Below are 14,958 nucleotides of genomic sequence, written 5' to 3' on the forward strand. Positions count from 1 at the left end.
CTTCACGTAATTACTTGCGCAAAAAATTCCAGGCAAATGTTATTGATTTATTACCCAAAATATCAGCATAAAATACAGGCCGCTACTACCTGAATACCTTTTCACCAGAGTTACATGGCGGTTTGCCTGCGTTTTTGGCTTGCTGATAGCAACTTCGAATCTAACCCATTGCCTAGGGAAGCGTGTCTTCTACCACCGATGGGTACGTTCCAACGACCTTCAGCCAGGAGCGGTAACTTTTGTTTCATCGCTGTACGAGGATTTTCTAGCGATTTGTCGCTCTGAACTATACTCGTACCGATTAAGAAAACGATTGTTGTCACAACAACACTGCATTATAACGCTCGGATACTCGAAAACAGGTCAAAAAAATGGATATGTCGGGGACTGACGCCTTCCCAGGAGAGAAGCGTGGTATCTAGGCGCCTTTTTCAGTCGGCGGTACGGATTCGTCTGGCTATTGAAGCAGTCGGATAAAGTGGTACAATCCGTGCAGGTGGTCGATGTGATCGGGGGCGGTATTTCCGGCAAACGCTAGAATGCGGAGTTTTCCTTTGGCCGATTCCCCCACCTGCTGCATGCCAAGCGGACCTTCTTTTAGAACAGGCTTGCGCGGGATGCCCGTAGCCGCTACTAGAAAGTCAGCGCATTCGGTGGTGCTTACAAAGGTGCCCGGAAAAATGCTACTATGGGTAAACACAAAGGATTTTTTGCCGGAAACCGCCTCTTTCGCCAGTTTTCCGAAGATAGCCAGATTTTCCTCTTGAATGCTTCCGCCCATGGAAAGCGGTGTTCGGGCCGGAACGTAACTTGCGTGGAGGCCGTCTAGCAGCAAGACGCCGTCGATGGCGGCGTAGTGTTCGGTTTTGAGGATAGCACGAATGGCCCCGTATCCGGCGCTAAATCCGGAAAGGTAGATTTTCCGAATCGGTTGTTGAAGTTGGCTTTTTGCGGCCAATAAAAGAGAATCAAATGTATCCGGATTTGCCAAGGGGACCCCGTACGCGCTGGATCCATTTCCGAGGTTTACCGCTACGGCGGCCCAGCCTTTGTTTTCAGCCACTGCCTGGGCCACCACATTTTCGCTCCCGTGAAAATGAATCAGTAGGTTTACCGAATCCTCAGAAAAGTCGTTACGCTTCAATAGCAGAGGCTCTGTGTCAAAAATGCCCGGTAGGGGAATTTTCTTCCCCTCAAAGTCCGAACCGTCCACCCTGCCGTGCGGGCGTATGTGCTCTTCCATGGGGGAGGGGTTTTGTGCGAGCAGGCCGGTCGGTTTGTTGGTTTTACAGGCCATACAGAGGATCAGGCCGAAATGTAAAAGAAATCGATGCATGGTATAATCTACCGTAAATGTGCCTGCAAAATAGCGAATAAACCCGCCAGGTTTGCAATAGCTGGCGGGTTTTTCATGCCGGTGGCTGAAGCTAGGTTATTCCCGAAGTCTTTTTAGTGGGTATTTCCAGAGGTTCAGGTGGGTAAGGACGTGCAGGCTATATCGACCTGCCTGCAAGATACTTGCACCCGCTGGAAAAGTAGGGTATGTTGGATACTGACTGCGCCATAGTCGGCACACACTTCAGCTTGGGTACAGACTGCCTTCCACAGGCAGGAGGAACCAAATACCTATAAAAATCAGTATCTTTCGGAAGAGAAGGTAGAAATAGCGAACGGCTCCGGTTGCCAGCTCGGCGGCAGACAGGCCCGCCGTATCCAGGCAGGAGACCGGTAACCACACGAGTATCGTTTGAATTGAAGAAATGTAGTTTCGTGCAGTAATTATTAGTTGGAATGGCTCATAAAGAAAGCGGCATAAAATTCAGGAATGTGAAAAGCATCAAGACGGGATACCCTGTATTCATTCTTTTAGTAACTCTTGGAGTTGTGGCCGGTTGCTGCGTCAATAGCCCAGGTCCGGATGATTACGAAGAACAACGGAACGAACCCTATGAAGGGTTGATCCCCGATTTTCAGGGTCCAACCTATTCTGACGATTATACTCCTATTTTCACCTGGAGCGATCGTTTCAACTGGAACCTGGCAAATGTTCATGACCCAACCGTGATAAAGGATGGCGACTATTTTTACATGTATCAAACGAATGCCTCCTATGGAAATGTTCATGAGGCTGGTGGGAATTATCCCGCCCGGCGGTCCAAAGACCTGGTTAACTGGGAGTATCTTGGTGCCGTGTTTGATGCTGATCCCGCTTGGGTAAAAGATGCCCTGAATACTATCCGGGCTACCATGGACCCGGCTTTGCCAGCCCTTGAGAACCCGGAATACGGGTTTTGGGCGCCGCATATCATAAAAGTTGGAAATACCTTCAGGCTGTACTACTGTGTAGTGGTGCTTAACCCGATTTTGGGAAATAACGGAAATGAATATTGGACAGAACGTGCCTTTATTGGCCTTGCCGAATCTACCGATCTTTCTAGCAATCATTGGGAGGATAAAGGAATGGTGATCCACTCGGTGGCCGATGGGGAAGAAACCTATGCGCGTGATGGGGGTTCCGACTGGAGCGGTTATTTTAGGTTCAATGCGATCGATCCCTCCTACGTAGTTACTTCGGAAGGTGAACACTGGCTCATTTACGGTTCCTGGCATTCCGGGTTGGCTGCAGTTGAGGTGGATCCTGTCACGGGCAAACCCAAGGAGCTGAATACCCTTCCCGATTTTGGCGTCCGGGTAGCCGGCCGCGGGGATGTGTATTCGAACAGATGGCAGGCACTTGAAGCGCCTGAAATCATTTATAATGAGGATACGGGCTATTATTACCTGTTTCTGTCCTACGATGAGTTAGCGCAGGCGTATAATACACGGGTGGCCCGGTCAGAAAAGATAACCGGTCCGTATTTCGGTATGGATGGCGGAAATGTCACAGCGGGAGCGGAAGCCTATCCTGTTCTCACACATCCCTATAAGTTTGCAGGCAGTTATGGATGGGTTGGGATTTCACACTGCTCCATTTTTCAGGATCCGGATTCTGGAAAATGGTTCTATGCATCGCAAGGTCGTTTACCTCCGAATATTGCAGGAATTAATGTTTCCAATGCCGTTATGATGGGGCATGTGCGGGAAATATACTGGACGGAAGATGGCTGGCCTGTGGTTGCTCCCGAACGGTATGCGGATGTTCCGGATGTCAACCTAACGGAAGCGGATCTCCTAGGTAAATGGGAAGAAATTACCCTAAGGTATGAATACCAAGCGATGCAGCTTTCAGAAAACATCACGTTACAGGAGGATTATTCGGTAACGGGGCACCTGAATGGAACCTGGTCTTTTGATGAGGGCTCCCAAACGCTCACGTTAAATGGCACGAAACTATTGGTTGACAGTGCCTGGGACTGGGAAGCATCTCCGAGACGTACAACGGTTACGTATGCAGGCATCTCTTCGGAAGGTTTTTCGATCTGGGGTAAGAAAGTCGGAAACGAGGAGAAATAAAGGAAATGTTGACTGGTAACCTAATCGGGATGCGGTGCCGCTGGTGCTTTGTTCAATATGGTTGAGCACTGCTTTGAGGGCTTCCGGGATATAATTGCTTTCGCTTTCCGTATCTGCATTGCCTCTGGCCGCAAGCACCGAAAACAATTGCGAGAGTTCCAGAAAATAGCCTAATTTCAACAAGGATTCCTCCTTGATCGCATCCAAGGTTTGCTACTCGGTTACTTGTTGAAAATCGGTAACCTTTTCGCCGATCAGCAGTTCATTGGCATACACGGCCTGTTTTTCTGAAAGGTACTTGTAAAATCTGAATGGTACTTATAAAAGATAAAGCCCAGAATATAGTCCCGGTAATCGTCCGCACGGATTTACCCCCCCCCAGTAGGTTGGCAATTCCCCATAACTGGCTTTCAAGTATTTTCTTTTGGTCTTCTGACATTTGGCTAGTTTTGTTCTTGATATACGTTGTTGATATACAGGTAGTAGCTACTTTCCAAAAATTCACTGACGAGTATTTTATGGAATTTTTCCGATTTGGCCGTATCGAGTAATTGGATCAGGTTTGTCTTGAACCACTCAATTTCAGTCCTATTCGGTTTTACTTTTAAAAATAAGATGCACCCCCGTATTTTTTCGATCCGTTCAGGATGATTTCTAGGATAAATTTTCTGGATTTTTGAGTTTTAATGAATCTTTCCGCTTTAATTGCTTCGGTGCGTGAGGGAAAGGCCATTGAAATTTTTAACCCCCATGGAATACCGCGTTGCGTTCAGATGTTGTTCTTTTCGGGATCATTGAGGAAACTGAGTCGTTTACCCGTGCCTTCCGTTTGACCAACGTAATACTTGTCGATGGTTTCAGAATAAAGGATATATCCATAATGCATGATTCATGCATAAATACATAAAAAAAACCTGCCATTGGCAGGTTTTTGCTCCTCCTCTTGGGCTCGAAATACCCCTCAATACAGCCTGTATAGGCGGTTTTTACGTAAAAATGTTGTATATTTACCCCATAACCGTACAACAAAACTGTACAACATTTTACCTCAAACAATATGGATAAACAACTCCCAACACTGTACCTGAACAGGCAACGGGTAAGTAAAAAAACTGGAAGAACGCCGCTATTTTTTAAGCATGAAATCAATTTTAAGACTGCTAAATTTCAATTGAACATTAAGGTGAATCCTGACGATTGGAACCAGGCCTTACAGCGGGTAGAGAATGATGCTACACTTACCCAAAAAATAACCCAGATTCGGGAAGCCTGGCAAGTCCGGCTTAGTATGGGAAAGGATGATAAGTGTTCGATCGAAGAGCTACAACTGGTATTTAGAGAGAGTATTAACAAAGAAGTCAAGAAGAAAGCTCAACGACCCAAAGTCAACCTTACATTCTACGAACTTCTTGACAAGTACATGGAACAATACAAAAACAGGTATGCCCATACCCATCTAAAGAAGTTCCTCACTGTAAAAAATTCCCTTCAAGGTTATTATCCAAAATTAGCCTATCACGAACTTACTACGGAGTTATTTGATAACTACAGGGATAAATTGGTGAAACGGCAACTTACAAACAATTACATAAAGGACCTTTTCAAAATAATAAAAAAGGCTTGTAAGTTCGGGCGTTCCCTGAATATCACCATTCCATTGGATATAGAGGACTATCGGGTAGAAACCTACAAGGGCAAAATTATTTGGCTCACCCAGGAAGAACTGACAGCCCTTGAAAATGTGGACTGCTCCGAATCGGAACAAGTAATTAAAGACTGCTTTCTGTTCCGGTGCTACACTGGTTTGCGGCACAGTGACATGAAGCATGTGGATATTTTAAATCTGAAAGGAAACAGGCTTGAGTTCAACATTCAAAAACAGGGTAAACTCCATGGGATAACCCTAAGTGAGGGGACCAAATCCCTGGCCTTACTCAAGAAGTATAAATCTTTTCCCATCACTACCGGACAAAACGAAAACAGGAAACTCAAAATACTATGTCAGCGGGCAAGGATTAACGATGTCACTGAAACTTACAAACGATCCGGGTCCAAGTTCATTACGGAAACAACGCCTAAATATAAGAAGATAACAGGTCATACCGCACGGAGAACGTTTGCCAGATTGGCGTATGAGAAAGAAGTGGACCTGCTGAAGTTAAGCAAGTTTTTAGGCCACAGTTCTATGGATGTGACCCTGGGGTACATCGGGATAACCTTGGCGGATCAGGAAAATATAGCCTTCTAAAGCAAGGGATTTCCCAACCTAACTAATGATATAACATTAATTGTTTTGTATCTTTACATCATTCTATCGTTTAGGGTTCATGCTATTATTTATTAATAGCAGTTTAATGAGGTTACGGGTAACCAACTGGTATTCAGTTCCCTAAGAATACTGGTTTTGATAACATTAATTATGTTAACGCCCGCACACGTTGAAAAGGTTGGAGAATTATTGAGGGAGTTTAAGGCATTTCAGGCCAAGTTTGAAGAACTAAAGGACGATGAATTTATCCACAACAAGATCTTAATTGACTTGTTGGCGGATCATCTACAAGCCCGAAAACAGCTTAAGCCACTTGAAGTAATCAGATACCTTGACAACAACTGAAAATGTAATAAACCCCGGAAATTATATTCCGGGGTTTCTTTGCTTAGGGATAAAACAATGGATTTAACTCGATGTAGGGTAGGAACATTGGAAGCATGCATCTTAATGCCAACAAAGCGCAAACGAAATGACTAATCATTTAAGTAAATGAGCGGAATTGAATCGGATCGTTTACACCTCCTGTGTGGTGGAAAAAAATGCCTGGTGGGTGAGTTCGAGCTTCATCAAACGATAACCACGCATGATGCCAGACGGACCTTTGCCTCCATTTGTTACTGGGAGTATAAACTGAGCTTGGAGGAAGTCAGGGAATTGCTACAGCATTCCAGTACTAACCAGACCTTGGAGTATATTGGTGCCAGCGTTAGGAGTCAGAAAATTGGGGGGCTATTCAAATAATAAAAAAACGTGATTGAAATCTAAAAACACCCTTATTAACAACACTGATCAGCTAATTACAAATTTCTGTCGATTCAAAAACATGATTTTGTATTTGTTGGATACCAGTATTACCTTTACAAACGACCTGGCACCGATCTAAAAAGTGAACCCGAACCCTATGAAAAGACTGCTTCTAATTGGACTACTTTTCGTAACAGTAGCTAAGACTAAATCTCAAACCAAGACCCATACCGGGAAATTTGAAGACGGTATTGCTACATATCAATATTACGAGAACGAAAAAATGGAAAGAGTGTTTCATGGCTCATTTGATTATGAAGGTTCTCTCTACAATCTGAAAGGTGATTTTTTAAATGGCAATAAAAATGGAAAATGGGACATTTATGCAACGAATAAATCATTTTCGGGATGGGGAGGAAGTATTAAGATAAATACAGAAATTTCTGGAGAATATAAGAATGGCTTACTTGATGGCAATTGGTCATATTCAAATTCTCTCAAATTAATAAGGAGTAATCAGGATGATAAAGAAGTATCAACAGCCACATTCAAAAATAACCATTTTATAGGTAAAGTTACCTATGAAGCTAATTGGCCTTCAAATTATAGTGTTATAGGTCAGTTCGATAGCTTGGGTTTCATGTCAGGTTCATGGATTTATATAAAGGGAGTTGAAAAAGATGAAATTAGATTTATTAATGGAGTAGCGTCTTGGCGATTATATAACAACATTACTAACGGAGAAATGAAAGTGTTTTGTGATAGTACAAGATTTGTAAATGAGTTTTGGGCTGCATATGATATATCATCAAATACGTCAACTGTTAACGGAAAAGTATATCGACCGGATACAGTACTGATTTCATCTGATAAAAGGGTCTATAATAATAATGGACCTTATGAAAAAAAATCGATTAGAAACATTATAAAAATAGCTGACCCATCTATGTCAATTGATAGGAGTTTTAATCCTATTTGTATTTGGCAGAATGAAAGCATATCAGTGTATGAATCTAGCCTAATAGATAATCCTTTGTACTATTATTCAGCAGGTAGTGTTCGCCCCATCGGTAAGCAAATAGTAATTAGCGAATGCAATCGTTCTTCAGACTGCTATAAAAGATCACCGAAAGGAAAAGAAGAACTAAAGGAATACCAATTCAAGGAATATATAAACCAAGCTGATAGGAGATTCAATGATAACCAATTTCAATCTGCTATCGAATATTACGAGAGAGCCTTGGAAATAAAAGAAGATGAAAATGTTCAAGAACAGGTATTAAGGGTAAAAAAGTTTATTCAATCCCAAACGAAACGAATAGAAGATGAAAATAAAAGAATAGAAATAATTAAAGAGATCAAAGTTTTCGAAAAAAAGCTTTTAGCTAATAAGCTTTCTATGGACAATCCGAATAGTGATCTGGCAAATAAAAAACACCTTTTTACCGCTTATAAGACAGCATCAAAATATTTACTTGAAAATATTTACGATAAGTATGTTGATGCTGGAAGAATAGAGTTGCAAACAATCTCCTCAAGAGAGATATCGCTTCCAGATTTTGAAATGTCACTTACAGAAATTAAAAAATACCATAAAGAAATTAAGTTTATTGTTGATTTTCAAGAGACTATTTTAAAACTCACATCAGAGGAGACTAAAAAACTTGAAAAGGAACTTAAAAAGTTGTCCTCACCGAATGATATTATAGAAAAATTAAATTAATATAAAAAACGTGGGCCAAACAAGATTGACGGGAGCTATAAGTTTACAGCTAGTCGTGCCTAATTAGGAGGACGCATCCCACAACTATACTACCAGTCTTGTTTACTCAGGTTGAGTTGGCTAATGGTTTGTCTTTTGACGTAGTATAAAAGAATGGGACTATATCCATTTATCAGGTATTCAGATATTTACCTTCACGTAGTTGAATTGTACCAGAAACAAGCGATTAATCTCGCCATACTTCCCGCAGCACGTTCCGAACCTTTTTAAACCAACGTCCACTAGACGCTTGCCTTTTATTCAAAATTGAATATTCTTTTGTTTGTTCATCTCCCAAATGCCTACCAACAAGTCAGACAGGTTCAGTCAAGGGCGGCCTGTGTTGCGCCTGCGGTCATGCCGTTCATTTTACCCTTGACGGGTCCTGGCTGGCTGTTACCTTTGCATGGGAGATGAAAAAACTTATGCCACATTAAGGTTTCCGGTCACATTTATTTTTTCATGCTGGTACAGCAACCTTAAAAACCCCGGTTGATCACGGGGCCAGGGGTTAGAAAATGGCGGCTGGGTTGCGGGCTGATTGCGAGCCGCCTGCGAGTTCCGAGTGGAGCCGTTCAAGAGAAGCACAACAGTGCGATTGAACGTGAGTAACGAGGGCGCAGGCGAGCCAAACACGGGCTTTGGGGTTTTATTTTGCCTACCTGCCGGAGGCCTGATGAACTAAAATAAAATTGGGAAAAGCCGAATCGAGGAACGGAGGAATGTCGAATGGAGATAAAAGCAAATTGGGATGCGGGCGGGTAAAAAAGCGGAAGAGAAAAATGGTTCGGTGATACCTATTCAACTCTCCTTTTTCAGGAGTGTTACGCAACCATATAAGGCATCACGGTACCATTTTTCTTTGGAGCGTTTTAAGGCGCGGCAATTTGCTTTTATCGGAATGAAGAACAGTCCGAGAACCGGAGATTCTCCGATAAACCTGTATTATTCCAGAATGGTTCGATGCCATTCAGGAATAACTTTTTGAATTGATCGTATTTGAGGGTCAAGTGTGAAAAAAAGCTGGTGATTACGTCAATAATCCCTGGTAATCACCTGATATTGTGTAAAACTTCTTTCAAAAGTGGCATAATTGAGAATTTATAAAAGACCCAAAATCAACAGGTCTTTATATAATCGAGTGGTTCACTTTACCAGAAAATGAAATACTCCGAAATACATACCTTTTGAGGGCGAGGGATTCTTTTTGGGACAGAAGGTACCGGGGGGTATTTCCCCAAACTAAAAGGCACGGGGGCTTTTATAGAGTATGTTTGGGTATGGGGGATATGATTTTGAGGGGGTTAAATTGTTTCACTTTCATCTTGAGTAAAAGGATTTTTATTCACTGTCTCGCCTATACCACTAATATATTAGGTCACACTATTTTCTACCTTTTCTTTTACTAACAGTGTAGTTTTTCCGCTTTCCTGGGTAGCCTTAGTTACCCATATTTGAATCGGTTATTTCCTGGGGCGATCCACCATCCTACTGTCAGCCATTCTCTCAGGGAAACTTTGTGTACTATATGGAAGTAACCGACTAATATCAATTCTATACCCAACGCTAAACGGTCAGATGTCTCGGTGGAGTTGGGTGAGTTTATGTATACCTGCGGAACCAAGACTTTTAATCCAGATTAAATTTAGCTTCTCCAATGCAGAGTACTCTATCTGGCTTGCCACCCAGTCTTTTCGTATTTGCGGTAATGTGGTAGTAATCATTTAAGTGGTTGGCAGTTGCTTTTTTTGTAATTCCCAATTCTCTATAAACCTCACTGATTATTTCCTTTGCCCTCTTTGCCAGTATCATCGCTCCATTATAAAGCTCCTTATAATCGTTTAACAACTCAGCAACTTTAACATCAAAATTAGGGGCCTTTTTATTCATCCGGTCCAATTTCTCCTTTACCTTATCCTGCCTGTAGTTCATTTTAGCAATTCCAGCATATTTGATTCTCTCAATGGCTTCCATGATAAATGGGTATCGTTCCTTTGCACTAGATTCTAATCCTTCATAAAAAGGTGAACTATACCCATATTTCTCATCGTAGTATTCAAGATTTCTTACAGTCGCCTCGAAATCGCTAGGCCCCTTGTCCTGTAGATAGCCTTCGAAGTCGTAACCGTATTTAGCATGTTCCTTAATAATATTCTCATAAGATTCGTAGGTGTTAGCTAAATTGTGATGGAATAGCTCGACCATTTTTCTTAAAGGATCATAAATTATTTCATTAGTTCTCGAGTCAAGATAGTGATATTTTGGCTTCTTTAGTTTAAATGATTCTCGATGATATTTAACATCTGGAGAAAACCTTACATTCCTAAAGAATTCCTTTTCAGCATCCTCTGAATTGGAAATTTTGATTTCCATACCATCCTCGGTTAATTTGTGATTCCTGGTTAAGCTATAGATATGGTCAATTGTCTTGTAATGCTTAGTGTCTCGAATCCTGCCAGCAATTTGTTGTACTCTAGTCGAAATATCCAACAAAGTATGAGCAAGTTCACCATCCGACACGATGATAACCCGACCTTCTTCGTCATAGATATCTGCGCCGTCAAAAGATGCTGCCGTAATGAAATTAATTTTCTTTGGATCATCCATTGTGCTCCCCCTCTGAATTCCTCCTTTAAGTTTCTTGTTATTACTCTTAGAATAAACTACCCGACAATTATCTGAATTTAGATTACAGTCTAGAATCATATCATTGATAATGTCTATGCTATTGACAAAGAAATAGGCGTTGGTTTCGTATCTACCAGAAAGAAAATTTCCGATTGATCGAGAAATAGCGTCATTTATTCCTCCCTCTTTTGTTCCGGCTCCTGTGCAGATAAAAGATCTAATAGTTACTCTTTCGCTGTCAGGCCAAATAGCAGTGGTGACCAATTCACCTTTAAGTTTAGGTAATAAATATTTTCCTGGTAATGGAGTAGATGTCATAAAAGTATAAGTAGCGAACTTTTTGAAATTGTCCATGACAATTCTTGTGGCTTTACCCCTGTAACAATACTCAGTGAAAAGCAAATGATATTCATCGACCAGTAAATGATAATGATCAGTATTTATGCAATCGATAACCTTACGCAGTGAATCATAGGTTACCATTATTTTAGGTACTGGCACTTCCTTCAAGTACAGGCTTAGATTATTGGCGAGGTCTGATGCGTTTTGGTTATCGAACATATGGTCGATAAGGTTCTGACCCTTGACCTGCTTTTTTTCATGGCTCCCGAAGTAAATGCCAATAATCTTATGAGGATAAAGGTATTTCTTTTCCTCTGACGTAGATTGGACAATCTTGTTAATGATCAATTCGACCAGTGGAACCGCAATGATTGTAGGCTTGTTGTTAGTAAGGGCAATAGTAGTCCCTCCTCCCCCGGTCCTTCCCTTGTGAAATATGCCCTGCGGTAGTTCACTCATACACTCACTAAGGTGGGCCACCCCAATCGGTACAGAAAATGCCTTTTCTTCTGCTTTTCCTTCTCCACTATCAGTCATATCTTTTCTATTTTGTTAATAAGAATGCCATTGGTATTATCATTGTTGTGGCTTTTGACCTGCTATTTGGCCTTTTTCGTAAAAGCTGAAACAAAATTAAAGAGATCATCCCTCAGCTGTAGAATCTTAAATCACTCTCAATTGAGTAAAAGTGGTTTACCGTTGCAAGTATAAGCGATATTGTACTAACAATTGAATGAAAAGCTTACGATTTATTTTTCGAAGGGTTCACTATCGGCTGCGTTTCATTTCCGTGCACCTTTACCTATTGCAAATTGTGGGGGGGGGGTAATAGCCTCTACAATGGCAGGAGAGGTCAAAAGACCTGCTCTAATATAAATCAATTTTGACGGATCCAAGCTTTCTTTATCTCGGGGAGGCTGAACATTCGCACAATAAATGTCATGGGCCTGAACATCGCCTACTCGGATACGACGGAATCGAGTGTGTTACAAAAAGATGGGGTATCTTCGCCGTATTTCCTTAGTATATGACACTTTTTGTAACAGGATAGGAAAATTTAAAAGCCATAAGGCCTCCTCTGACCCAGCCGGGATCGTTGGCTCTTCCTATAGGGAGGTCGCAAGCCGCAGACATAGGCTAACGGCCAGGTGCCATCCTCGACACTCCCTAGCTGCAGGCGGATTACCCGTGACCGTGCGGTTTGGTGGATCCGCCATTTTTAACGCGGCATGTGTATGGTCCTCAATCCTCGCTTAAGGAGAAGGGTTGCACTGTGGGGAAGTAGTGAGTGGATGAAAACACTTGCATCCTTGGTCCGCCTACGCTCTCGTGGAGAGCCTAAGAGCGTGCATCCCGGTATCGCCAAAATTGATTTCTAAGAAACAACTATGGCGGCTATAAATGTGGGGTTGGGGTAAAAACCATAAGGGCTAAATAAAAAAAGGGGAGGTTACCCCCCTTCCCTAATAGCCTTCTGCGAGTTACCACGGAGTTCCTCAGATCCGTAGATGTTCCTGATCGAATCCATGTCCAGCTCATCGGAGGATCTCTTCTTATAGCCTTTGGGTGAGAAATACCACATGCTCTTCTTCGCGGAGAATCCTCGTTGGTAATGTTCACCGGCCCGGATGGATTTAATTTGATCCTTCCGATTCTTAGTCTCACCTGATATCCAAATCCAGGAGCCGCAAATCTCAATGACGATGCCGGGAATTTCCATAAGTGCTTCAATAATTCCGGAATAGGCCTTGGAATTCCAGTCACTGAATTCGTTTTCGTACTTGAATTCGCTCGGCTTAAATGCATGGAACTGGTTGGCCAACTCCTTGAACTGTTCCTCATCCCCTCCCTTATCGGGATGGAGCTTCATGGCTAAGCGGTAGTACGTTTTACGGGCCTCATCCAGAGAGGTGCAGTCGCGAAAATAATCTGTCTTGGTCATAATTAATTTAATTTGACTTTCAAAACAGTGTTGTCGCCGTACAATAATTCAGGTAATACTTTACATACCAGATATATAGATAACTAAACAGGTGATTTTGTGGATTGCTTTTTCTGTCAGCTACAATGAATAGAATTTAACGGATAAAGCGTAGTTAATAAAAAGGATTTAGGTGTCGCTGGTTTATATTGTCTTCAGCCCCAACTCTTTCAAAAACTCGTTGTGTTCCTGGGTCTTCTTTTCAATGCGTTCATTGATTGAAGTCAGACGTTCGTTTACTTCGTTTAGGTCAATTTGGACTTCGTCTTCTGCCGTACTCACATATCTCGAAATGTTCAGGTTGTAGCCGTTCTTCTCGATCTCTTCCATGGGGACTTTACGAGAGTAGCGTTCGGTCTCTTTTCGGTACTTGTAGGTTTCTACAATGCTTTCAATGTTCTTTTCATTCAGCGTGTTTTGCCGCTTTCCCTTTTCAAAATGCTCACTGGCATTGATGAACAGCACATCGTCTTCTTTTTTACATTTTTTTAGCACCAGGATACAAACGGGAATACCTGTTGAATAAAACAAGTTGGACGGTAAACCGATCACCGTGTCAATGTGGTTGTCTTTCAAAAGCTTGGTCCGTATGCGTTCTTCTGCGCCCCCACGGAACAATACGCCATGAGGCAAGATGATAGCCATGGTGCCTTCTTTTCCCAGGAAATGAAAACCATGCAAAAGGAAAGCGAAGTCGGCTGCCGACTTCGGAGCAAGGCCATAACTTTTGAAGCGGAAATCCTCAGCTAACGTGTCATTCGGCTCCCAGCGTAAACTAAAAGGTGGATTGGCTACGATGGCATCAAACTCAATTTTCTTGGAAGGATTCATTTCGTTTAGTAAATCCCAATGGTTGAGCAGGGTATCATCGTGGTATATCTCAAACTCGGTATCTTTCATGCCGTGTAGGAGCATGTTCATTCTTGCCAGGTTGTAAGTGGTGATATTGTTCTCTTGTCCGTAGATTTTACCCACCGTACCACCATTTTCTTTGATACGTTTTCTTACATTCAATAATAATGATCCTGACCCACAAGCGAAATCCAATACCTTGTCCAGCTTGCCTTTCTTCCCTGTGGATGGGTCCTGACTGTCTAGGGTGACAATCTCAGAAAGAATGGTTGATATCTGCTGAGGGGTATAAAATTCTCCTGCTTTTTTCCCTGAGCCCGCCGCAAACTGACCAATCAAATACTCATAGGCATCACCAAGTGTGTCTGAATCTGTGGAGAAATCAGCAATACCTTCTGAAATCTTTTGGATGATGGTGCAGAGTTTTTTGTTTCTATCGGTAGGGGTTTTGGCCAGCTTTTCAGAGTTCAGGTTGATTTCTGAAAACAATCCTTGGAAGGAGTTATCGAAGGATTCATTTTCAATATAGCGGAAACCTTCTTCCAGGGTGATTAACAAGTCGGCATCCTGAGTACGGGCCAATTCAGTAATGTTGCTCCACAAATGCTCCGGTTTAATGACATAGTGCACTTTTCTACGCATCTGTTTTTCGAACTCGGGTACATCTGCTGCATTGTCAGCATACCAAATACCCAAAGCAGTGCGCCTTCCTGACGGAAGGGTAGGATTGACACCTTCTTCTAGTTTTGGATAATCTGACCCCAATTCCTTTTTTGCCGACTCTGTGTAGTTATGTGATAGGTAGCGTAAAAATAAGAATGAAAGCATGTAATCCCGGAAGTCATCGGCATTCATGGCTCCCCGTAGTTGATCCGCTATTGCCCAGAGGGTTTTACCCAGCTGTATCTGTTGGTTCTGTGTCAT

Annotated in this window: 9 protein-coding genes; 4 read left to right on the forward strand and 5 right to left on the reverse strand. The window is 42.3% G+C overall.

Going from position 1 to position 14,958, the window contains the following annotated elements; genetic code table 11:
* Positions 1 to 457: 457 nt before the first annotated feature.
* Positions 458 to 1,243, reverse strand: a complete 786-nt coding sequence (locus tag BMW71_RS08330; protein WP_244891119.1) for a hypothetical protein — start codon at positions 1,241 to 1,243, stop codon at positions 458 to 460.
* Between the two features lie 548 nt (positions 1,244 to 1,791).
* Here BMW71_RS08330 and BMW71_RS08335 point away from each other — a divergent pair.
* On the forward strand, positions 1,792 to 3,453 hold the full coding sequence (locus tag BMW71_RS08335; protein ID WP_092172014.1) for an arabinan endo-1,5-alpha-L-arabinosidase: 1,662 nt from the start codon (positions 1,792 to 1,794) through the stop codon (positions 3,451 to 3,453).
* 443 nt (positions 3,454 to 3,896) lie between these two features.
* Here the strand turns inward: BMW71_RS08335 and BMW71_RS24175 are convergent, their stop codons facing one another.
* Positions 3,897 to 4,127 carry a DUF7149 domain-containing protein gene (locus BMW71_RS24175; protein ID WP_449390437.1) on the reverse strand — a complete coding sequence of 77 codons (231 nt, stop codon included), beginning with the start codon at positions 4,125 to 4,127 and terminating at the stop codon, positions 3,897 to 3,899.
* Positions 4,128 to 4,510: 383 nt separating this feature from the next.
* On the opposite strand from BMW71_RS24175, the gene BMW71_RS08350 reads away from it, so the two are divergent.
* From BMW71_RS08350 to BMW71_RS08365, 3 genes are all read left to right on the forward strand, one after another.
* On the forward strand, positions 4,511 to 5,701 hold the full coding sequence (locus BMW71_RS08350) for a tyrosine-type recombinase/integrase (protein ID WP_092172017.1): 1,191 nt from the start codon (positions 4,511 to 4,513) through the stop codon (positions 5,699 to 5,701).
* Between the two features lie 513 nt (positions 5,702 to 6,214).
* On the forward strand, positions 6,215 to 6,466 hold the full coding sequence (locus BMW71_RS08360; protein ID WP_092172036.1) for a site-specific integrase: 252 nt from the start codon (positions 6,215 to 6,217) through the stop codon (positions 6,464 to 6,466).
* 160 nt (positions 6,467 to 6,626) lie between these two features.
* Entirely contained in the window at positions 6,627 to 8,192 is a 1,566-nt protein-coding gene (locus BMW71_RS08365) for a hypothetical protein (RefSeq protein WP_092172038.1), read from the forward strand.
* 1,668 nt (positions 8,193 to 9,860) lie between these two features.
* On the opposite strand, the gene BMW71_RS08370 is transcribed toward BMW71_RS08365, so the two are convergent.
* From BMW71_RS08370 to BMW71_RS08380, 3 genes are all read right to left on the reverse strand, one after another.
* Entirely contained in the window at positions 9,861 to 11,738 is a 1,878-nt protein-coding gene (locus BMW71_RS08370; RefSeq protein WP_092172041.1) for a hypothetical protein, read from the reverse strand.
* 913 nt (positions 11,739 to 12,651) lie between these two features.
* Positions 12,652 to 13,143 carry a hypothetical protein gene (locus tag BMW71_RS08375; protein ID WP_092172043.1) on the reverse strand — a complete coding sequence of 164 codons (492 nt, stop codon included), beginning with the start codon at positions 13,141 to 13,143 and terminating at the stop codon, positions 12,652 to 12,654.
* 183 nt (positions 13,144 to 13,326) lie between these two features.
* The gene (locus BMW71_RS08380) at positions 13,327 to 14,958 is read right to left on the reverse strand and encodes a type I restriction-modification system subunit M (RefSeq protein ID WP_092172046.1); all 1,632 of its coding nucleotides are present in this window, start codon (positions 14,956 to 14,958) and stop codon (positions 13,327 to 13,329) included.

Origin of the sequence: Cyclobacterium xiamenense (assembly GCF_900109255.1) — a bacterium.
Lineage (GTDB): Bacteria > Bacteroidota > Bacteroidia > Cytophagales > Cyclobacteriaceae > Cyclobacterium > Cyclobacterium xiamenense.